Here is a 22,559-nt window from a genome sequence, read left to right on the forward strand (position 1 = left end):
TTACCATGATTTTCAAGTTATGTAATCCAAATTTCATTTTTTCTGTTTTGAGCATTTTTTGTTTATAATGGTAAAGGAAAGAAATATGTGTACGGAGGAATATTATGCTGCAACACTCAATTACGAAAGATGAAATTATGATGATTGCGAATGAGTTCGTTCAAGGACTAGATCCACAGCAAACAGCTGATCAGGAACATGTCGCTACAGCTCGGCACCTATATCGTAGTGGTGTTGTCTATAACGTTGATTTTGATGGTTATACACTATCAGGAACTGTAGATGCGGAAGGCAACGTATATAGCGTTCATATTCCGATTCGTAACGTCGCTGAAAGTTATTGTGATTGCTTCGCACCAACACAATGTGAGCATATGCTCGCTGTATTACTATCTGCAGCGTCTAGTTTCGGGCAAGTAGGAGATGTATTAACTTTATTTAAAAATAATACGAAACCTTCCCTTCCTCCTATTCGAACTGCAAGACAAGTATTGCAATCATCAGCTTTTGAAGAAACGGATTATAAAAGTTGGGAATCTTATTTTGAAAAAGAATATGAATCATTTAAAAAAGAACAAGCTCGCCTTACTTATAAACAAATGTATTTTCTTATGAGTATCTTTACAGATTTCTATACGAAACTTGAGCGGAAAGCTCCGCGCGTCATCGCCATACATGAATTATTCAGGTTACACGCAGCACTGTACTGCTTTCAAAAATTATTAGAAGAAATTCAGGCATTCGAAGCTAACAAAACGTATTCTTATCACCAACCTGTTAATGTCATTCGCCTATTTGTAGACAAAGTGGAATCCATCGTTCGGGACTTACAATCAGAAGCGATTCCTTCAGAGTCTGAAATAATTTTGCAAGAAACAGCTCGTCTTGTTCATGAAGTATTCTTCTCTACCGACGCTTATACGCAAGAACGATTTTTCATTTATCGCCACATATGGAGTGAACTTTTAAACAATAAAGAAAACATACAAGAGGAAGAAAAACGAATCGATACGAAAATCAATCCACTATCCAAAGCGTTAGCGTCTTCTCATCTTCTCTTTTTAAATGACGAAGATCTACTAGCGATGGACTTACTAAAAAAACAGCCTGCTTCTGTTGTGAGTCTATACTTCTATTGGTTAGAAGAACTATTAAGTGCCATGCATTGGGATCGTGCAAAAAACTGGCTTTCCTTTACGTATAAACAAGTAAAGAAAACGATCCAAGATCACGAAAATACGATTTTCATAAAAGATGTCGTTCGGCTATTTGTAATCATGTATGAAACATATGCAACACATACAAATGAACAAGCTGGTTTCGAAATGATCTTACAAGAACTATTACCGTATAGTTTCACAAACTATGAACAGTACGTACTCGCGAAAAAACAGTATCGTACATGGGCAGAGCTTCATCTCCTATATGGATTTGAAGCAATTGAGCTGTTGAAAGAGCCACTGAAAGATATTGAAAAAGAAGCGCCAGAAGTGGCACTTCCTCTTTACCATCTTGCTGCTGTAGAGGCGATTGAAGAACGAAATCGTAAATCATATAAACGCGCAGTTCGTTACTTAAAGAAATTACGTACATTGTATAAACGATTAAAACGTACCGATGAATGGGATGCTTTCATTATTCACATCGCCAATCTCCATTCACGTCTGCGTGCACTACAAGAGGAATTACGGAAAGGAAAATTAATCGATGATCAATCAAACTGAAGTAACAATTAGGCTCCAGCATGTTAGTCAAGGTTGGTTCCTTTGGGGAGAAGATGACAGCGGTACTCCATTATCCGTAACAAGTTGGAAACGAAATGCATTCACATGGCACTCCACTTCTTTCTACGGTACTTCTCTAAAAGAAGCAACCTTCGAAGGAAAACAAGGTGTGCTACTAACAAATGCACAAGCCTTTGAATACATTGCAAACAAACCAATGAATTCATTTGCACATATGCACATAAACGGACCTATTACAGCACTTACAAAAGATGCAAATGAATTATGGAACGCCTTTACAAGTGGTAGCTTCGTACCAGATATGAATCATTGGCCTAAACAGCCATCTTGGAAAGTTCAAAATACACCAATTGAAGATGACACATTAGCATCTCTTTTCTCAGCAGCAGTTAATGAAAGCATATTACAAGATAATCGCTCAAATGACGGCTGGGAAGATGCTAAAAGGCTATATGAACATTACGACTTTACGAAAAGACAATTGGAAACAGCACTACATGAAGAAGATTGGCTTCGAAAAATTGGTTATATTGAAGATGATCTTCCGTTTACAATCGGACTAAGACTACAAGAACCACAAGAAGAATTTGAAATGTGGAAGCTTGAAACAATTGTGACACCAAAGCGCGGGGCGCATCGCATATATGTATATGAAAACATCGATTCCTTACCGAAAAGATGGCACGATTACGAAGAACGGATTACAGAAACACAAGAAGGTTTTAGTAAGCTCATACCGTGGTTAAAAGAAGGAGATATATTCCGAAATGAGCTCTTTGAAACAGAAGCTTGGAACTTCTTAACAGATGCAAGCAACGAATTACTTGCAGCCGGCATTACAATTTTACTACCATCATGGTGGCAAAATTTAAAAGCAACAAAACCGAAATTACGTGTCCAGTTGAAGCAAAATACAGCACAAACACAATCGTTCTTCGGTATGAATACGCTCGTTAATTTTGACTGGCGCATTTCGACGAACGGCATTGATTTATCAGAAAGCGAATTTTTCGAGCTCGTTGAACAAAACAAACGTCTATTTAATATAAACGGTCAATGGATGCGACTAGATCCAGCCTTTATCGAAGAAGTAAGGAAACTCATGAACCGTGCCGATAAGTACGGACTAGAGATGAAAGATGTCCTGCAGCAACATTTATCAAATACGGCTGAAACAGAAATTGTAGAAGATGATAGTCCGTTTACTGATATTGAAATCGAACTAGATGGATATTATGAGGAATTATTCCAAAAGCTGCTTCATATTGGAGATATTCCAAAGGTAGATGTCCCTACTTCACTAAACGCAACACTTCGTCCGTATCAACAACACGGTATTGAATGGTTATTATATTTACGAAAGCTTGGATTTGGAGCATTGCTAGCTGACGATATGGGACTCGGGAAAAGTATTCAAACAATCTCTTACTTACTATATATAAAAGAAAACAATCTCAAAACAGGCCCTGCATTAATCGTAGCGCCGACATCTGTTCTTGGAAATTGGCAAAAGGAATTTGAGCGTTTCGCACCAAATTTACGTGTCCAATTACATTACGGAAGTAATAGAGATAAGGGCAATTCATTTAAAGATTTCCTTCAATCAGCAGATGTTGTATTAACATCTTATGCATTGGCTCAACTCGATGAGGAAGAACTGACTTCATTATGCTGGGATGCTGTTATTTTGGATGAAGCACAAAATATTAAGAACCCACATACGAAACAGTCGAAAGCAGTACGAAACTTGCAGGCAAATCACAAAATCGCTTTAACTGGTACACCAATGGAAAATCGCCTCGCTGAACTTTGGTCCATTTTCGACTTTATTAATCATGGATATCTCGGAAGCTTAGGACAATTCCAACGCCGCTTCGTCACACCGATTGAAAAAGATCGTGATGAAGGAAAAATCCAGCAAGTTCAACGGTTTATCTCACCATTTTTACTGCGCCGAACGAAGAAAGATCAAACAGTCGCATTAAATTTACCAGATAAACAAGAACAAAAAGCTTACTGTCCTCTTACTGGTGAACAAGCTTCCTTATATGAACAACTTGTTCAAGATACACTGCAAAATGTAGAAGGATTAAGCGGAATTGAAAGACGCGGCTTTATATTACTTATGTTGAACAAGCTAAAACAAATTTGTAATCATCCTGCTCTTTATTTAAAAGAAGAAGAACCACAAAATGTCGTTGAACGCTCTATGAAAACAAAAACGTTAATGGAGCTCATCGAAAATATAAAAGATCAAAATGAAAGTTGCCTCATCTTCACTCAGTACATCGGCATGGGAAACATGCTAAAACGTGTGCTAGAAGAAAAATTCGGCCAGCGTGTTCTCTTCTTAAACGGTAGTGTACCGAAAAAAGATCGCGACAAGATGATTGAGGAGTTCCAAAACGGAACGTATGACATTTTTATCTTATCCTTAAAAGCTGGCGGAACAGGATTAAACTTAACCGCTGCCAACCATGTCATTCACTACGATCGTTGGTGGAACCCAGCTGTGGAAAATCAAGCAACAGACCGCGCATATCGTATTGGTCAAAAACGATTTGTTCATGTTCACAAACTCATTACAACAGGAACATTAGAAGAAAAAATTGATGAAATGCTAGAAAGAAAACAATCTCTAAACAATGCAGTCATCACAAGCGATAGTTGGATGACTGAACTATCAACAGACGAACTAAAAGAATTACTTGGTGTATAAAGTGAAACTTTAATTAGGCTAATTACGTAGAGTTTTACTACCCGCAAAAAAAGCGCTAATCTCGAAATGAGATTAGCGCTTTTTTCTATTCCAAAACCAATTACTTATTATAATCCCCGTTAACCCGCCGCACGTATCAAGCAATGAATCTTGCCACATTGGTGTACGGTCTCCCGTATACCATTGGTGAATTTCATCAAATGTTGCATAACCCGCAACGAAAAGAAGGGCATATATAAAACATCTTTTCCTCGAATAACCTGATCGATGAAAAGCGTAATAAATCAATGAACCTAGCATAAAGAACACCATAAAATGAGCACCTTTACGAAGGAAAAACTCAATAAATCCGCCTACACCTTTATTCGCAATACTAACCGGGGTTCCTCCACCATAATCGATAGATACCCATGAAAAATGCTCTTTCACAAATTCAACATTTACATATTGTTCAATATCTGAACGCATATCCTGCTTTTTATATGGTTGTGCCGAAGAATAGAAAATCAGCCCCATCCATAGTAATACAGGAATCCAAAATAACCATTTACGATTCATTATCCAGAATTCTCCTCTCTTAATCTTTTAAGGGTACCAAAAAAAAGAAAAAATTTCACGCCAAAACATGACATTTGCATCCTATTTATAAAGTGAAAGGAGGTGATACACATGGCAATTGAAACAATCGTAATGGATTTAACTTTACGTCTTGTCTTAAACAACGGATTAGATAAGAACGGCAAAACAGTTTTCAAGAGCAAACAATTTAAACGTGTTAAAACAAATGCGAGCTTAGATCAAGTACACAATGTAGCTCATGCTCTAGCTTCCTTACAAGCATCACCACTTCACGCTGTACAACTTGTAAGCACATCAGATCTTTCTAAACTATAAAGTAAAACTCGGATCAGTGGGGATTTTATTCATCCCCGCTGATTATTAGCCCACAATTTAACCGGCAGACCCAAATCTCGTAAATAGCGGGATAAATACAAAGGAGGGAATAACACATGCAAGTACTAGAGTTGATTTTCGCGAAAGAAGATGGAAAAACAGTCGTTTTTTCTATCGATACGCCCATCACACCAATCGATGCACAAGTCGTAAATCAAGTAATGGATACAATCCTTGCCTCATCTGTATTTTCATCCATTGATGAAAATACAAGAAAAAAGGGAGCTCGCCTTGTAGAAAAAAATGTATCTGAAGTTCCCATTACTCTATAAAATGAAAAAGACGAATCTGCATCATTTTGCAGATTCGTCTTTTTTCTTCGGCATTTCAATCGGAATAAAAATCTTTGAGAAACCGACGCATACGTACTTATAATGTTCTTCACCTATATCAAACTCAGTCGTATATGTTGAGAAGAATATATAATCATTTCGCTTCGTATAATGATCAATTAATAACCCAACTTGTGGCTCAACATACTTTTTAGCTAACTTTTTACCGGCCGATGCCAAGTCGCCAAGGAGACCCTCTTCATTCTCTTTTTGAACTTCATCTAGCTTCTTACTCACATCATTTCGCTTCATAAACTGCTTCGCTGCCCATTCTGTATATTCTCCCTTACTCGGATTACTGTTTGCTAAATATACTAGGAGAACGACAACTAAAGCCATAATAATATACTTTTTCTTCATACTATATCACCGCCTACTCTTTTCTATTTTCATATATATGTACAAGCGATGCAAATTAGAAAGACTATCACCTATTGATTGTAAACGAATAGCCAAAATTTACAATATGAAATAGAATATTAACAGTAAATTTACTTAATTTATATATAATTATACTCGGAATAAAAATTATAAGGGGGGCTATAGAATTATGGATAATGAAAACAACATTTTTATTTCTAGTTCTACAATGATGCTTGAACCATGTAAACACCCTTATTACCGTACAAAAATTATCGACAGTAGCGGAAACCATCTTTACTCCTGTCAAACTGCTCTCCAACTTATACAGAAATCTTGTCTAACAAATATTCATTCTACTTATCAAGGGAGACGTAATGCTGTAAAAACAAAATTTAAATTCAAACAAAACGTTCCAATTCCGATCAATCATAGAGAATATATTTGTGCTTTCCCAACAGAATCTCCTGCTTCTCCAAATTGTATTTGGCTTTTCTTCAAACATGTTCATACAATAGAGTTTTTCAAAAAAGCTAAACAAGCTAAAATTCATTTTTCAAATGGAGCTACCGTAACGATACAAATTAGTCCCCATAAGTTAAGCCAGCAATTATGGAAAGCTGGATATGTATTATCCCAAATGAACATGCAAGATTCATCACCTTAATAACAAATAGAATGGAAGGTAGTATTTCCTTACCTTCCATTCTATTTTCTATTTTTATCCTTTTACACTATCTCGCATTTTCTCGATTGCTTGCCGATACATCCATCTTACTTGATAATATGTCATTTCCGTCTCTAAAGCGATTTCTCCCATCGTCTTCCCTACAAAAAAACGTTCAAAAATAATATACTTCTCCTTCTCATCTAACACGCTCATAAAATCCTTCACTCTTATTTCAACATCCTCAAAATGAAAGATATCCTCATACTCTCCTACACATACACATCTCTCCTGCACTGCGAACTCTTTCTTCAATCTCTCTAATATATAACCTCGCACCGTTACAACTGCATATGCAGGGAAACATCCCTTCTTTGCATCAAATCTTTCATACGCATGCCAAAGACCAATTAAACCACATTGATAATACTCTTCATAATCTTTACGAATACCTAATTTCTTTATTTGATTTACAATCATCCCTTCATACAAAACAACTGCCTCTTTAAAAGTCGCTGGCTTCACACAGTACCCGTTTCTAAAAGGTATACCTTTCTAGTATTCCGCGGTACCTTCACAATATAAAAAGAAAGAAAAGATTTCACCGTGAGTAAATTCAAATACTACCGACGGAATTTGAAATTACACCAGCTAGTATTTGAAATTTTGTTGGTGGTATTTGAAATAGGGGTAAAAATAAAAAAGGTGACTCCTTTAAAGAGTCACCTTTTTAAAATAATATGTTATGCACCAAAGCCGCTTACTAAACCTCTTACAACGCCTAATGCAATTGTTAGGATAAAGAAGATTACAATTAAAATCGTAGCTTGTTTCTTACTTAAACCAGCTACAATGTGTAAGCCTAGTCCTGTTAGAATGAGGCTCCAAATATTAAAAATTTCAATTGAAGAGGCAATTCCATGTGCTACTGTCCCTTGTTCAAATAAAGGAGCTAAACTTGTATAAACATCAGTGCCATTTCCATCAAAAATAAAGCCTAATCCTGCATTTAACAATCCGCCGATATAATAAACAAGATTAGCATATAAGTAAATCGATAATATTTTCATGTATGGTGTATCATTGCTCATAAACATCATAATAATTTTATAAAAACCTGCCGCAATAAAGAGACCTATAGGTGTTCCTAATAGACCAACAAGCGCGCCTCCACCAAGGGTAAATCCTTTTACCATTGCCCCTGCTTCACCATTTAATTCTTTTGCCAATTCTGGAGTACTAATTAATGTTAAGTAAGACACTGCTGTTGCTATAATCGTTCCTAATATAACAAATAAGACAAATGCCCCCCAAACCGGACTTTTCGTCTTCATTCTCTCAAACTGCTCACCTGGAGAAGTAATCATTCCTAATAATGATGGCTTCTTCACGCCTATATCTTGCGTATTAATATTTGCTTCCATTATAACGCCTCCTTCTATTTATATAACCCGTTCTAACGGGCGGTTCACTTCCTCATATAGAGGCTACGAACCGCCCACTAGAACGGTAATGTGTAGTTCTACTACACTATTAATTACTCATAACGCAATGCTTCAATTGGATCTAATTTCGCAGCTTTATTTGCTGGAATTAATCCGAAAATAATACCGAGTGTCATCGAGAACAGTACGCCTCCAACGACAACTTCCCATGAAACGAGTGGCGGCCATTTTGCGAATGTAGAAACGATATATGCTCCGCCATACCCAAGACCAATTCCGATTAAACCACCTAGAAGTGTTAACATAACGGCTTCAATTAAAAACTGTAATAAAATTTTACTACGTGTTGCTCCAAGTGCTTTACGTATCCCAATTTCGCGTGTACGCTCCGTTACAGATACAAGCATAATATTCATAACACCAATACCACCAACGACTAATGAAATACCAGCGATACCACCAATGATCATCGTCATAATGTTAGTAACTTTAGAAACACCTTCTTGGAATTCTTTTAAATTCACCAATTCATATTTACCTGGAATATCGCTTGGTTTACGACTATTTAATACATCAACAGCTTTTTTCCCTGCCGTTTCTAAATTATCTACGTTTTTAGATTGAATGGCGATACTTTGAATTTCATCCGTTCCGTATAAAACAGGCCATAAAGTAAGAGGAATTAACATTTCCTCAGCCTCGAACCCCATAAATTCATTATCTGATTTATAGACACCAATAATTTGCATCGGTTGTCCTTTCATTTCAATAATTTTCCCTACTGGATTTTCATCTTTAAATAACGTCTCTTCTGATTTTGTACTAATTATAACAACGTTATTTCCTTGTGAAATATCAGATTCATTTAATGAACGACCTTTAACCACTTTCACTTTATTTACTTCAAAATACTCACTATCAAGTCCAATAACATTAATCATTGATTTTTTATCATTAATATCCATTGTTTCCATCGTATTATTCGTCGTAATAACATGAGAAACATCTTTAACTTGCTTTACTTCCATAATATCTTCTTCTGTTAATTTCGGTACTTGATGCCCCCCCATACTGAACTCATCATTAATATCCGGTTTAAATTGAATTGGCATAAGATTATTACCAGAACCAGCGATTTTCGACTTCAGCATCGCTTCCCCGCCTTGCCCAATTGCAACGACAGTAATAATCGAACCTACCCCGATAATAATACCGAGCATCGTAAGAGCTGAACGCAGTTTATGAGCTAAAATAGAAGATAGGGCAATTTTTATACTATCTAATAAACTCATACCGCACACCTTCTATCTTCTGTAACTTTCCCGTCTCGCAGTACAATGCGGCGGGAAGAATACGCTGCCACTTCCTCTTCATGCGTAACCATAACAATCGTCGTACCTTCTGCATTAAGCTTCGTGAAAATATCCATAACTTGCTCACCAGACTTCGTATCAAGTGCACCAGTCGGTTCATCGGCCATAATGAACGTTGGGTTATTTGTAATCGCTCTTGCAATCGCTACACGCTGCTTCTGTCCACCTGATAACTCATTTGGTAAATGATGCACGCGATCTGCCAATCCAACTTTACCTAACGCCTCCAAAGCACGCTTGCGACGCTCCGCTTTCTTCACGCCACCATATACGAGCGGAAGCTCAACATTTTCCACCGCTGACAGACGAGGTAGTAAATTAAAATGCTGGAATACAAAGCCAATATATTCATTACGAATTAAAGCAAGCTTCGACTCATCTGCTGTTAAGATATTCACGTCATTCAGCATATATTCGCCTTCTGTTGGACGATCTAAACAACCGATAATATTCATAAGCGTCGACTTACCAGAACCAGACGGTCCCATAATCGAAACGAACTCACCGCTCTGAATCGTTAAACTAATACCATGCAAAATCGGCACCGCCAATTTTCCTTGATAATACGTTTTAGCAATATTATTTAACGTAATCATTTCTCTTTCACTTCCATTCCGTCATACACATCGTCGGAAGGATTTTTAACCACCTTTTGCCCCACTGTTACGCCTTCTACAACCTCTGTCCAGTCTCCATCAGTAGAACCTTTTTTCACATTTTGTTTACGAAGCTTCCCTTTTTCCTCAACATAAACAAATGCATCATCGCCTTTTTCTACAATGCTTTTACTTGGAACAGCAATCATCGTCTTATTCTCTAAATTTACTTGCAGAGAAACGTGATAACCTGGAGATAAACCGTCTTGGCTATCAAGACTTGCTTTATATGTATATTGAGACATATTTTGAGTTGCTTCACCCATACCACCAACTTGCGCCATCTCTGCGCTCGTTGGGAATTCGCTTACCTCTGTAATCTTACCTGTCCACTTCTTCTTATTATTTGCTTTCGCAGTTACAGTGAATGTTTGATCTTTTTGAATTTGTGACTTCTGAAGCTCAGTTAACGTACCTTGAACTTGGAATGGATCTTTAGAAGCTACTTGTAAAAACGCTTTTCCTTGACCGCCTAACGCTTGAGATGAACTTTGTGCCGCATCTTTATCTAACTTTTGAACAACACCAGCAAAATTGCTATAAATCGTAAGTTCTTTCTGCTTCTTACTTAACTCTTCTTTCTGCAACTTTCCTTTTTCTTTCTCAAGGTCAATTGTTTTTTGTCCTATCTCTAACTCGTTTACTTGCTCGTCCATCGGATCTGTTACTTCTTTTCCAGCTCCGCTATCTTTCGCCTTCTTAATTTCTTTCTTCAACGAATCAATCTTCTTTTTCCCTTGATCATAACGCATATCTGCCATCTTCTGATCAAGCTCAGCTTGCTTCATTTGAAGATTAATCTCTTCATTATCATAAGAGAATAACTTCGTACCTTTTTCTACCTCTTGCCCCTCTTTCACCTCAATATCTTTCACTTTCCCTTTGGCCGGATCTGCATAGAAACTTTCAATATTACCAGGCTTCACCTGACCAGAAATTAACTTCGTATTATTCAGCTTACGCTCTGTCACTTTCTCAAAACTTACAGCATCAGCATTTGTTGATACACCCTTCTTCTTACCTTGCATAACAAAAATATTAATTGCCGCTACAATAACAATTAGTGCAATAACCCCAATAATAATCCATTTCTTCTTCTTGTTTGGAGTACGAACCGTATTTGGTAACATATTCTCTCTCCCTTTATAAATTAATAGTTTAATAAATACCATAATTGTATAAAACTTTCTGAAAATAAATTGTATATTATTACAATCTTTTTACAAAGTTTTACACATCCATTTATATTGTAACAAAAATTCCAATGATTAGAAATATGACATTATATCTTTTAAGATAGATTTAAGGAAAGGAAAAAGGATAATTTAAATTGAATTTTCAAGTACTTTCTATATGAATGTAAGCCATCTTTTATTAATAAACTTCTTACCAAGATAAATTATTAAAATCATTTTCCTAATTGTACTATTGTCATTTTTGTCATATATATTTGACATTTCATTTATTCAATTATAAAATGTCACATATAAATGACATTTTGGTACACGAGATCTACAACCATAAATGGGAGGGTTATATTTGAATAACGTTAAACAATATCGAAAATTTGAAGGGCTATCGCAGCTAGAGTTAGCTAAAAAAGTTAACGTGGCGAGACAGACAATAAATTTAATTGAAAATAATAAATATAACCCTTCTTTAGCCTTATGTATCGAATTAGCAAAAGCACTAAAAACAGATTTAAACAGTCTATTTTGGGAGGGAGATTAAATGATGAAAATTGAATGGAAAGAAAGAGTTTATAATAGTTTTGTTGGAACATTGAGTGAGAGAGATGAATATCAAAAACAAGAAATCAATAAAGAGCTATCTTTAGCTGGAATTGGTTTGTGGTGGTTAAATATGTTGGTAATGCTTATTATGTTACTTGTTGATACTATGAACCATACAATATCTATAGGAACTATATTTATTTTTCTATCTAATATGATTTACGCTAACTATTTAACCTTTAAATTTAAGAAAAAAGGTTTAAATGAGACTGAATGTGCAACAAAAGAAGAATATTTACAACACAAGAAAAAATTAAGAAAAGCTGGCTTAAAAGCAGGTGTGCTTTGGGGCTTTCAAATGTTTGTTTTTATGAATTATATTCTTCCCTATGTAGGTTCAGAAGAAATCTCTATTTCTTTATTTGATGTTATGCTTTGGGGCTGCGCTGGCGGATTTTTTGGTACAACCATGTATCTATTTGGTTTATGGAATCTAAAAAAATTATATTAAGTAATAAAAATCATTTACATATTAAACTGCAATTTTACATACTGTTTGTTTTTCTAATATAAAAGCTATCCAATCACAATTGGATAGCTTTTTCAAACAAAATATTACGCTACTTTAGGATCTTTTCTCTCATGTCCACGTTGAACAATAAATAAGAAAATTGTTGATAAAACCGCACCTGTTAATAGTAAGATGAAACAACCATCCCAGCCAGAACTATCAACAATAACACCAATTGCTGCGTTAGCTACAAGACTTCCGCCTACATAACCGAATAGACCACACATACCAACTGTCGTACCTACTGCAAATTTCGGTACTAATTCCATCGCAATTAAACCGATTAAGAACTGTAGTACATAAATTAAACAACCGATAATAGAAACTGCAATACTTACAACAAGTACGCTAGTTGCTTACCAATATATAAATGTACCAACAACAACTCCAACCATACTAATAATACATAATGGCATACGTTTTCCTTTAAATAATTTATCACTTAAAAAACCAACGATTAATGAACTTGGAATTGCCATACCTTCAAAGATTTCATATGCCGCATGCGCTTCTGCTTTTGAAAATCCTTTAACTGTCGTTAAATAAAGTGGAACCCAGTTAATAACACCGAAACGAATTAAATAAACAAAAGCATTCGCAATACATAAGAACCACACAAATTTATTTTTCACTACATACTTCATTAAAATTTCTTTTGGAGACATCTTGTTAGTATTATCTACTTTTTCAAGATTTTCATAGTCATTACGATACTCATCAATTGGAGGAAGACCTTCAGTTTCTGGTGTATCCTTCGCATTGATCCAAACAAGTACTGCAATTACCATTGCGATAATCGCAGGGAAAATAAACACGCCGCCTTGCCAATGATTTTCACCGAAAATACCTACACCAATTCCGACAAGTGGTGGCACAAGCATTCCACCAACGTTATGTGAAATATTCCAAAGACTTGTTTTCGTACCACGTTCTTTCTTCGAAAACCATTTCGTCATAACAATACTACAAGGTGGTGCTCCCATACCTTGTACAATACCGTTAACAACAAGTAATGTAACAATCATCCCAAATGATGATGCAAAGCCGAAACAAATATTTACAAGCCCTGATAAGAATAAACCGACTGCGATAAAGCGCTGGGCGAAAGCTTTATCTGATAAATTCCCCATAAAGAATTTACTAAATCCATAAACAATTGCCATTACTGAACCTATTAGACCAATTTCAGCTGTACTAAATACGTACTTGATAACGTAAAGTTACTACGAACTAAATAATAAGCAGCATATCCAACTGAAATCCCGATTAACACACGAATACGTAGTAATCGATATACACGGTCGATCATATCCGCTGGCAATCTTTCAATTGCAGGTGCTGGCTTGAGCCATTTAAACATATATTTCCGTCTCCTTTTCTCACTTCAGAGAGAGACGCTGTCTATTCCATATCTCGATTATTCCGCTATTTGATATATTTTGGTTCGTCCTTCTAACCGGCTGTCCTTCTATTTCTTTCTCATTCTTCGCAAACATCGTTGGTACGCCAAACGACACTTTTTCTAAAATGTGACCCGCTTCTTCTGATAAACAATAATCAATAAATAAATCCACAATAATACCACTCGGTGCACGTTTTAGTTTAGAAATCGCATTAACGGATAACCCTGTTTGCTGAGGTTCGTTACTTAAAATAGGAAAGCTTTGTTTTTGAAGCATTCTCTGATCTCCCATAAAGTTGATGCCTATCATATATTCACCGCTCGCAACAAGTTCCGCTGGGATGTAACCATTCACTGTTACTTCTCCAACTTGTTCTGCCAGATTCTTCACATATTCCTTCGCTTCCTCTTCACCTAACGTATCAATAAGTGATTAGAAAAACGTATATGCTGTACCTGAAACATTTGGATCGGGCATGACAATCTTCCCCTTATATACTGGATTTAATAAATCTTTCCATCTTAACGGATACGAGAGACCGAGCGGTGCTATTTCCTCGTTCCACCGCTCTTTATTAATCGCAATTGCCAGCTTCTCCACTTCATAACCGTACCAATAACCATCTTTATCTTTAACAGTTTTTGAAATACGATTTGCATGTTGGCTTATCGCAGGAATAGAAAGATTTTTTTGCTTCATCATTTGATGCGCATCTACTGTACCGCCAATAATAATATCCGCCTTCGGATTTCCAGCTTCTTCTTCCACTCTACGAAGAAGTTCTTCTGTTGAAAGACGAATAAATTCATACGTACATCCGCGCGGTTTACAAAATGATGAAAGTAACGCTTCACCAACTTCCTCACGAGCCGCTACATACGCAACAATATGACGATCATCCAAAATAGGGAGACCATTTTTACTATATTTAATAGAGGTTTTATCTCGAGAGCAACTAGACATCGCTCCTCCAATTACTAGCAAAAAGAAGAAAAAGGCTATCTTTCTCATGACGCATTCTCCTTTACGAATAACTCTGCTAGAGAGCCTTTCATATATATGACCTTTCCGTTATTATCACCGAGATATTGCACAACAAAATACGATGGATACACAGAAATCGTAAGAATATCTTTACGATCATTCTTTACACGCTTACCTGTTTTATAAGCTGTAATATAAGCAATCGGTTCATTCTGCGATTGTAATAACTTCTGAATTTCTCCGTAATCTGTAATTTGCTTTGCGTACCGAATAGAATCAAGTATGTGCGTAAGATTGATAGTACGTACCACCTCACCTTGACGTACTACGACATCCTTTGCTGAAGCAAAGAAATCACTAATACGCTCTGGTGTGTAATACAGGCTTAATAAATACGTTTGAAGTGCTGAAATCATGGGATCCATGCCCTTCTTTCCGTATACATTTTCCCCATACTGGAACAAGTCACCTACTGCAAAAGTACACTTATGTCCATTCAAGTACGTTACTTCTCCAGTAAATACTTGTTCTTGGTTCTTAACGTCCCCTGGCTCTATTCTAATTCGGTCAAAGAATGAAACAATCGTATGCAAACGAACTTCATCCGTTACAACAATTTCTCCCCACTTTTCATGTCTTACTTTCACTTCAATTGGAAGAGATTCATTCACCCTTTGTAAAACGGCTTGTTTATCATTTACAATGTTAATTCGATTATAGATTTGCTTCTCCATAACATAAAACAAAACAAGAGAAACAACCATACAAATGACAAACATAAGAATTTGAAATGATAGCCTTTTCATTTCTGCCTACCTCCAAGATAAAAAAACGCTGTTTCGAAAATACCGCATAATTGTTTCATAAATGTATCATTTAACCGCTTTCAAGTTTTTTATGTCTTTCATCCTTCCCGGAAGCAAAAATATAATGAATATTATAGTACCTATTTCTTCACTACTCTCAATCCGCATGCTTCCGCCCTGCTTATTCATAATCTCCTGACAAATATACAAACCATAACCATTCCCATAACTAGACGAAAGTGCCTTTCCTTTCGGAGACTCATTCCACTCTGCAAGCACCACTTCATCTATACCGATCCCATCATCATGAACAAAGACCTTCGCCTCATGCTCATTTACAATTACATTCATACGAATGTGCGAAGCATCACTATACTTAATTGCATTATCAAGCACATTTAAGAAAATTTGCTTCGTCTTATCAAAATCCGCAACAACATGTACATCTGTTAACTCATTTATCACTTCAATTTCAAACTGATTTAGACGAGGTTTCACAATTGAAACTGCTTCTTCTGCCAATTCCTTTATATTCACAACTGTAGGAGACACTTCAAACGTACTCGTCCCATATTTCGAGGACTTAAGTAGTTCCTCTACAAGTGATAATAAACGCTCACTTTCCACAGCCACATAACGAAGACTTTCCTGTACATCTTCTTTCGATTGTAACTTCGGAATTAAATCAACATAACCGATAATTGCCGTTAGCGGTGTTTTTAGCTCATGCGTAATGCGGTCTAGGAAATCTTTCTGCTTCTCCTTCTCCTCCTGCAATTGCTTAATATGCAGTTCAATTCCATCGGCCATCGCGTTAAAAGATGCTGAAAGCTGAGCGATTTCTACGTACTCATTTAACTCAATCTTACTCTTATAATCACCATTCGCGAGCCTCTGTGCCATTTGTCTCAACTGATCAATTGGTTTATGAAGAGACTTCGCCAAACGAATCGCAAAGAAAATCCCGGTAGCTACTAGGCAAAGAGACGTCATTAAGAAAGTCCAGCTCACATTTGTTAAAACTTCCTTCTCACCCGTTAACTCATTTATAAAACGAATGCTTCCAATGACATCGTTTCCATAATAAACCGGGCTTGAAAACAAAAGAATGGGAGCGGGATCCGCCTCCTCAAAAACATAAGACTTCTTCCCCTTCAAAGAACTCTCAATGTCGATGTTACGGTGAAGCAATGCTCCTTTTTGTGTATCTGCAACAACATCGCCATTCTTCCCGATCATCTGCACACGGACATCCATACGCTTCGCTAAATACGACGCAATTAAAAGTGAATTCGGACCAAGCGTATCCACTTCTGCTTCCTTCTCTAAATAATTCATCGTATAAATTTGTGCTTCTACACTTAACTTTTCTAAAGAATCTGCTGCGTTATGATACATATTCTTTTCTAACGTAATATAAACAACTGCATATAAAAGAACAAAAATCGGAATTAACAGCCCCACTATTCCGAACACCATATTTCGCTTTAAAGACATACCATCACCACTTAACAATCCAGTTTATAGCCAACGCCATAAATTGTCTTAATATATTCCCCGCTCGTCCCAAGCTTCTTTCGAAGTCTCTGCACCATAATATCAACTGCTCTCGTATTTCCGATATACTCAAATCCCCATACTTTCTCAAGCAACTCATCCCTCATAAACACACGCTGCGGATTTGAAACAAACAACTGACATAAATTAAACTCTCGGTACGTTAACTGAATCTCTTGTCCACTCACATGTACCTTTCTTTCCTAAGGACAAATCACTATCTCTCCAGCCTCAATTACTTCATGACTTACAGCGGTCTCCGTCTTCTTTACACGCCGCGCCATATTCTTAACCCGAAGAATAAGCTCCGCATAATTAAACGGCTTCGTCACATAATCATCAGCACCAAGCTGCAAGCCAAGCAACTTATCATTCATCTGACTCTTTGCCGTTAACATAAGCACCGGAATATCCCTATCCCTTTCACGGAACAAACGAAGCAACTCATACCCATCCGTATCCGGAAGCATAACATCCAAAATCAATACATCCGGCCCTTCATTCCATCGCTCTAAAGCTTCTCTCCCATCAGCCGCTGCCAATACTTCATAACCTTCCATCTCCAACTGCATCCGAATCAAATTACGAATACTCGATTCATCATCAACCACAAGTATTTTCATCATTCTCCTCCTTCCATCACGTATTATAGTACAGTTTAGTATAGCAAAAATCCTATAAAAAAAGAGAGGGTATTGTCGAACATATTTTGTCGACGATACCCTCTCCCCTTTTATTATTTAGCTACAAAATAATCCGTTACATATTGTGCCCAAACTTCATGACCTTTAGCAGTTGGGAAACCAAACTCTTCTTTTAAGTATGGTAGGATAGCCTTTGTCGATGCATCCGGCCATGCTCCCCAATGATCAATATATGTATAATTATTTTGCGTTGCAAATTGTTTTAATGCTTCAATCGCTTTCGGGTAATTTTTCGCACCATACACTGGATTTGATGGTTGAATCATAATCATAGCGCCCTTTGCACTAGTAGAAAGTGCTTGAACAAACTTCTGTGTACTCGCAACAGAGTTCCCATTACCAGTTTTACCGTTATCAGTAATAAATGGTGGCTCAAATAAAATTACATCTGGATTCTCTTTCGCAATCTCTTTATCACGCTTATTCGCGATTAACTCTTCTGTGCTTTCACCCTTATATTCCTTTACAGTCACATTCCATAAACCTTTACCGTAAGCAGTTTCTAAATTAGACGTTAACTTAGCTGCCCAAGCACCTTTTTCAGATGAAGAAGCTTCATCACCAACGATAACAAGATTTACTGCTTTTTTATCCTCAGCAGCTTTCTTTAACTTCTCTTTCACTGCATCTGGCAAATTCTTCGCGTATGCCTCATTAAAAGATGACTTCGCATCTTGTTTTTTCTCTTCCTTTTTCTCTTCTTTCTTCGCTCCGCTATCTTTCACTTCAGCCTTTGTTTTCGTTACTTCACTCGTTTGTCCTGTTGCATTTGCAACTTTCTTATTCCAGTACAATTTACCGCTCACAATCGAAGCAACAAACAATACAAAAACAACAAGGACAAGTACTGCTTTCTTATTCATCGATTCACCTCATCTATTAATCTCACAATATATAATACTAATATAAATCCATGCAAAAATAAACCCAACTCCTTCCAAAGGAGTTGGGTTATTACATATTATTTAGTCACTTCAAGATGCGCTCTTAATTTATTCGTTAAATCTTGTTTTGCAGCATCTGGAACATAGTAGTACCAAATACCATCAGCGGCTTTGTGGCCGTCGCCTGGGATTTGGATATCTTCACTATTCTGCAGACAATCTTTATAATTCTTTTGCATATCAAACATTTGATCTTGCGTTAAATTTGTCTTCACATTCTTTTGAATTGCTGTAAGTACATCTCCATAGCTTGATAAAGAAGAGAAGCTTGCACCTTTCTTAATAACAGCCTGCATTACTTGACGTTGACGCATTTGACGACCAAAGTCACCTCGTGGGTCTTCTTTGCGCATACGTGTGAATGCTAGAGCTTGGTCACCTGTTAAGTGGATATTTCCCTTTTGGAAGTGCTTTCCTTCTAGAGAAAACTCTAAATCATTATTAACATCTACACCGCCTACTGCATCGACAATGTCTTTAAATCCTTCCATGTTTACTTCAATATAGTAATTGATAGGAACATTTAAGAATTTTTCTACTGTCGCTACAGACATGTCTACGCCACCAAATGCATATGCATGGTTAATTTTATCACTTTTTCCTTTTCCAACAATCTCTGTGTACGTATCACGAGGGATACTTACTGTTTTCATTGAATTATTTTTTGGATTTAACGTGATGACCATTAATGAATCTGAACGACCTTTATCTTTACCGCGCTCATCTGCACCTAATAGCAGAATTGAAACTGGTTCAGATTTATTGATTTTTTCTTCTTGTTTATTACCTTGATCGCGTTTTAATGGTTTATGAACTTCATCTAATGTTTTTGAAACAGAAGAATATATATTATAAGCGTAAACCCCTCCACCTATAATTAGTACCCCTATGATTCCTAATATCCAAAATAGGATTTTCTTTTTCATGCTTTTAACCTTCTTTCTTCAGGTACCGCTATCAAATTATTATAACTACAAAATATAAAATACATTATACATGTAATTCTATTTTTAAGCCAAATTATATTGATAACTCAATGAAAGTTTTAGCAACCTATAACCAATTCTCTAGTTACTAACTTTTTGATAACCAGTCTTATTTTCAGACTGCCATCTCCAAGAATCTGTACACATCTCTTCTAACCCTCGTGTTGCTTCCCAGCCTAATTCATACTTTGCTTTCGATGCATCAGCAAAGCATACTGCTACATCACCTGGGCGACGCTCTGTAATTTTATAAGGAACTTTCTTGCCCGAAACTTTTTCAAACACTTCAACCATCTCTAGTACACTATAGCCCATGCCTGTGCCCAGGTTATAAGCACCTACTCCTGTTGTGCTCAGCACTTTTTCAAGCGCCTTTACGTGACCGTTTGCTAAGTCCACAACATGAATGTAATCACGGACTCCCGTTCCATCTTTCGTTGGATAGTCATTTCCGAATACACTTAATTCTTTTAACTTACCTATTGCTACTTGCGTTACATATGGCATTAAGTTATTTGGAATTCCGTTTGGATCTTCTCCGATACGCCCACTTTCGTGTGCACCAAATGGATTGAAATAGCGAAGTAACGCGATACTCCATTCTGTATCTGCAAATGCTACATCACGCATAATTTGCTCAATCATTAATTTCGTTTGACCATATGGATTTGTTGCACTTAATGGAAACTCCTCCGTAATCGGTGACGTTTCCGGGATACCATATACAGTTGCAGATGAACTAAAAATCATCTTCTTTACATTATGTTTCTGCATTACTTCACATAGCACTAACGTGCTTGTAATGTTGTTATGATAATATGTTAATGGAATCGCTACTGACTCCCCTACTGCTTTAAATCCTGCAAAGTGAATAACTGCTTCAATTGCATTTTCTTCAAAAATTGTTTCAAGTGCTTCGTGATTTAAAACATCTTCTTTATAAAACTTAAATTGTTTTCCTGTTATTTCTTTCACTCGATTTATAGATTCTACCGAGCTATTCGAAAGATTATCCACTACTATAATTTCGTAACCACTATTTAGTAATTCTACACATGTATGACTACCAATATATCCTGCTCCACCTGTTACAAGTATTGCCATAATTACAAACCTCCCCGTTACTTCATATCTTTATAATAAGCATGTAAACACTAACCTAGCTATAATTCAAACTAGCTAGGTTAATAAAAAACTTCTTTATTTATAAAAATTAGTCTTGCAGATTCTCATCCTATAAATTATCCCCTAATTATAAAGAAACCTTTTCACAAACTACAGCTGGTCTTCCTACTGAATAATAGTCTACATTAAACTTCTTCACATATTCTAAACCATGGCAATTACGACCATCAAAAATAATAGGTTGTTTCATTAATTTGATATACTGTTCAATAGGGAATTCTTTTATATCATCCCATTCAGTTACAATAAGTGTTACATCGGCATTTTTAACTGCTCCTGCAACAGAGGACACATATTGAACCTCATTAGGTAATACTTTCTTTGCATTTTCAGTAGCAATTGGATCATAAGCTACGACCTTCGCACCCATTTTTACTAAATCATTTGCAATAACAATAGATGCCGCTTCTCTCATATCATCAGTATTTGGTTTAAAAGCTAAACCAAGCATAGCCACTTGCTTTCCTTCCATATCACCTAATACATTTTTTATTTTTTCAACGAGCGATGCCTGTTGATTATTATTTACTGTAATAACTGATTTTAACAAGTCAAAATCATGATCTACATTACCAGCAATTTGTATTAAAGCATGTGTATCTTTTGGGAAACAAGAACCACCATATCCAATACCAGCTTTTAAAAATTGTGTACCAATTCTTTTATCTAAGCCCATACCATTAGCTACATGCTCTACATCCGCACCTATTTTTTCACAAATATTAGCAATTTCATTAATAAAGCTAATTTTTGTAGCTAAGAAAGCATTTGCTGCATATTTAATCATTTCTGAACTTCTAATTGTTGTTTTAAAAACAGGAACATTAAAAGGTTTATTCACTTCTTCCATAGCCTCGGCAGTTTTAGCATCATCAGTCCCAATAACGATACGATCTCCATAGAAACTATCGTGAATTGCTGAACCCTCTCTTAAAAATTCAGGGTTCGATACCATGCTAATTTTTACATTTGCTTTTAAATTTTGTTGAATTAAATTTTTCACATGATCATTTGTGCCAACTGGAACTGTACTTTTAATTACTACAATCGAATCTTTTTTAAGGTTATTAGCAATATCTAAAGCAACTTGCTCAATATATTGTAAATTAGCTGAACCATCTGCTTGCTGCGGTGTACCTACTGCTATATAAATAACATCTGCTTCTTCAATCCCTTGACGACAATCTGTTGTAAATAACAATCTATTTTCTTTAATATTTTTACTCATTAAATCATCTAAACCTGGTTCATATATTGGTGAAATACCTTTTTTCATTCTTGCAACTTTATTTTCATCAATATCAATACAAGTCACGCGATGCCCAATATCCGATAAACAAACCCCCGTTACTAGTCCTACATAACCTGTACCAAAAATAGCAATATTCATCTTATATCCTCCTTAATTATTAACAATAAAAAAAGCCCTTTGAAG

The 22,559-nt window shown here is 36.2% G+C and carries 20 protein-coding genes and 3 pseudogenes; 7 read left to right on the forward strand and 16 right to left on the reverse strand.

Annotated elements, in window-relative coordinates:
• The first annotated feature begins 104 nt into the window (after positions 1-104).
• Together BAQ53_RS24865 and BAQ53_RS24870 are read left to right on the forward strand one after the other, a co-directional pair.
• Positions 105-1,724, forward strand: a complete 1,620-nt coding sequence (locus BAQ53_RS24865) for an SWIM zinc finger family protein (RefSeq protein WP_074593717.1) — start codon at positions 105-107, stop codon at positions 1,722-1,724.
• The gene (locus BAQ53_RS24870; RefSeq protein WP_208906366.1) at positions 1,708-4,464 is read left to right on the forward strand and encodes a DEAD/DEAH box helicase; all 2,757 of its coding nucleotides are present in this window, start codon (positions 1,708-1,710) and stop codon (positions 4,462-4,464) included. The genes BAQ53_RS24865 and BAQ53_RS24870 overlap by 17 nt, the downstream gene beginning before the upstream one ends.
• A gap of 72 nt (positions 4,465-4,536) precedes the next feature.
• Here the strand turns inward: BAQ53_RS24870 and BAQ53_RS24875 are convergent, their stop codons facing one another.
• Positions 4,537-5,022 carry a VanZ family protein gene (locus BAQ53_RS24875; protein ID WP_001080709.1) on the reverse strand — a complete coding sequence of 162 codons (486 nt, stop codon included), beginning with the start codon at positions 5,020-5,022 and terminating at the stop codon, positions 4,537-4,539.
• Between the two features lie 111 nt (positions 5,023-5,133).
• Here BAQ53_RS24875 and BAQ53_RS24880 point away from each other — a divergent pair, with 111 nt between their 5' ends.
• Positions 5,134-5,358 carry a DUF1659 domain-containing protein gene (locus BAQ53_RS24880; protein WP_000963861.1) on the forward strand — a complete coding sequence of 75 codons (225 nt, stop codon included), beginning with the start codon at positions 5,134-5,136 and terminating at the stop codon, positions 5,356-5,358.
• A 116-nt stretch (positions 5,359-5,474) separates the two neighbouring features.
• Positions 5,475-5,690: a DUF2922 domain-containing protein gene (locus BAQ53_RS24885; protein ID WP_001197593.1), complete on the forward strand. Its 216-nt coding sequence runs from the start codon at positions 5,475-5,477 to the stop codon at positions 5,688-5,690.
• Between the two features lie 21 nt (positions 5,691-5,711).
• Here BAQ53_RS24885 and BAQ53_RS24890 read toward each other — a convergent pair whose 3' ends face one another.
• Positions 5,712-6,110, reverse strand: a complete 399-nt coding sequence (locus BAQ53_RS24890; RefSeq protein ID WP_000731405.1) for a DUF4359 domain-containing protein — start codon at positions 6,108-6,110, stop codon at positions 5,712-5,714.
• A 190-nt stretch (positions 6,111-6,300) separates the two neighbouring features.
• Here BAQ53_RS24890 and BAQ53_RS24895 point away from each other — a divergent pair, with 190 nt between their 5' ends.
• The gene (locus tag BAQ53_RS24895) at positions 6,301-6,777 is read left to right on the forward strand and encodes a competence protein ComK (protein ID WP_000368309.1); all 477 of its coding nucleotides are present in this window, start codon (positions 6,301-6,303) and stop codon (positions 6,775-6,777) included.
• Positions 6,778-6,831: 54 nt separating this feature from the next.
• On the opposite strand, the gene BAQ53_RS24900 is transcribed toward BAQ53_RS24895, so the two are convergent.
• From BAQ53_RS24900 to BAQ53_RS24920, 5 genes are all read right to left on the reverse strand, one after another.
• On the reverse strand, positions 6,832-7,302 hold the full coding sequence (locus tag BAQ53_RS24900) for a sigma-70 family RNA polymerase sigma factor (RefSeq protein WP_208906367.1): 471 nt from the start codon (positions 7,300-7,302) through the stop codon (positions 6,832-6,834).
• 218 nt (positions 7,303-7,520) lie between these two features.
• Positions 7,521-8,201: a YknW family membrane protein gene (yknW, locus tag BAQ53_RS24905; protein WP_208906368.1), complete on the reverse strand. Its 681-nt coding sequence runs from the start codon at positions 8,199-8,201 to the stop codon at positions 7,521-7,523.
• A gap of 113 nt (positions 8,202-8,314) precedes the next feature.
• Positions 8,315-9,514 carry an ABC transporter permease gene (locus tag BAQ53_RS24910; RefSeq protein ID WP_208906369.1) on the reverse strand — a complete coding sequence of 400 codons (1,200 nt, stop codon included), beginning with the start codon at positions 9,512-9,514 and terminating at the stop codon, positions 8,315-8,317.
• Positions 9,511-10,191: an ABC transporter ATP-binding protein gene (locus BAQ53_RS24915; protein ID WP_208906370.1), complete on the reverse strand. Its 681-nt coding sequence runs from the start codon at positions 10,189-10,191 to the stop codon at positions 9,511-9,513. The genes BAQ53_RS24910 and BAQ53_RS24915 overlap by 4 nt, the downstream gene beginning before the upstream one ends.
• Complete coding sequence (locus BAQ53_RS24920; protein WP_208906371.1) at positions 10,188-11,381, reverse strand: efflux RND transporter periplasmic adaptor subunit; 1,194 nt, start codon at positions 11,379-11,381, stop codon at positions 10,188-10,190. Before BAQ53_RS24920 ends, BAQ53_RS24915 begins: the two co-directional genes overlap by 4 nt.
• A gap of 409 nt (positions 11,382-11,790) precedes the next feature.
• Between BAQ53_RS24920 and BAQ53_RS24925 the strand changes: the two genes are divergently transcribed.
• Both BAQ53_RS24925 and BAQ53_RS24930 read left to right on the forward strand, forming a co-directional pair.
• A complete protein-coding gene (locus BAQ53_RS24925; protein WP_064476148.1) occupies positions 11,791-11,982 on the forward strand; it encodes a helix-turn-helix transcriptional regulator in 192 nt (63 codons plus the stop codon).
• Entirely contained in the window at positions 11,983-12,495 is a 513-nt protein-coding gene (locus BAQ53_RS24930) for a DUF3278 domain-containing protein (protein ID WP_208906372.1), read from the forward strand. It abuts the gene before it with no gap.
• 104 nt (positions 12,496-12,599) lie between these two features.
• Here the strand turns inward: BAQ53_RS24930 and BAQ53_RS24935 are convergent.
• From BAQ53_RS24935 to BAQ53_RS24975, 9 genes and pseudogenes are all read right to left on the reverse strand, one after another.
• Positions 12,600-13,915 (reverse strand): annotated as a pseudogene (locus tag BAQ53_RS24935) (MFS transporter).
• 19 nt (positions 13,916-13,934) lie between these two features.
• A pseudogene (locus BAQ53_RS24940) lies at positions 13,935-14,969 on the reverse strand (ABC transporter substrate-binding protein).
• Positions 14,966-15,748: a DUF3919 family protein gene (locus BAQ53_RS24945; protein WP_208906373.1), complete on the reverse strand. Its 783-nt coding sequence runs from the start codon at positions 15,746-15,748 to the stop codon at positions 14,966-14,968. The pseudogene BAQ53_RS24940 and the gene BAQ53_RS24945 overlap by 4 nt, the downstream one beginning before the upstream one ends.
• Before the next feature lie 66 nt (positions 15,749-15,814).
• Positions 15,815-17,245 (reverse strand): HAMP domain-containing sensor histidine kinase, encoded by a 1,431-nt coding sequence (locus BAQ53_RS24950; protein ID WP_208906374.1) that lies wholly within the window; start codon positions 17,243-17,245, stop codon positions 15,815-15,817.
• Between the two features lie 11 nt (positions 17,246-17,256).
• A pseudogene (locus BAQ53_RS24955) lies at positions 17,257-17,928 on the reverse strand (response regulator transcription factor).
• 113 nt (positions 17,929-18,041) lie between these two features.
• A complete protein-coding gene (locus tag BAQ53_RS24960; RefSeq protein WP_208906375.1) occupies positions 18,042-18,872 on the reverse strand; it encodes an SGNH/GDSL hydrolase family protein in 831 nt (276 codons plus the stop codon).
• Between the two features lie 98 nt (positions 18,873-18,970).
• On the reverse strand, positions 18,971-19,879 hold the full coding sequence (tagU, locus tag BAQ53_RS24965; RefSeq protein ID WP_208906376.1) for a polyisoprenyl-teichoic acid--peptidoglycan teichoic acid transferase TagU: 909 nt from the start codon (positions 19,877-19,879) through the stop codon (positions 18,971-18,973).
• Positions 19,880-20,020: 141 nt separating this feature from the next.
• Positions 20,021-21,043: a UDP-glucose 4-epimerase GalE gene (gene galE / locus BAQ53_RS24970; protein WP_208906377.1), complete on the reverse strand. Its 1,023-nt coding sequence runs from the start codon at positions 21,041-21,043 to the stop codon at positions 20,021-20,023.
• Positions 21,044-21,191: 148 nt separating this feature from the next.
• The gene (locus tag BAQ53_RS24975; RefSeq protein WP_208906378.1) at positions 21,192-22,514 is read right to left on the reverse strand and encodes a UDP-glucose dehydrogenase family protein; all 1,323 of its coding nucleotides are present in this window, start codon (positions 22,512-22,514) and stop codon (positions 21,192-21,194) included.
• Positions 22,515-22,559 lie beyond the last annotated feature (45 nt).

Origin of the sequence: Bacillus sp. B25(2016b), assembly GCF_001679765.1 — a bacterium.
GTDB classification, from domain to species: Bacteria; Bacillota; Bacilli; order Bacillales; family Bacillaceae_G; genus Bacillus_A; species Bacillus_A thuringiensis_K.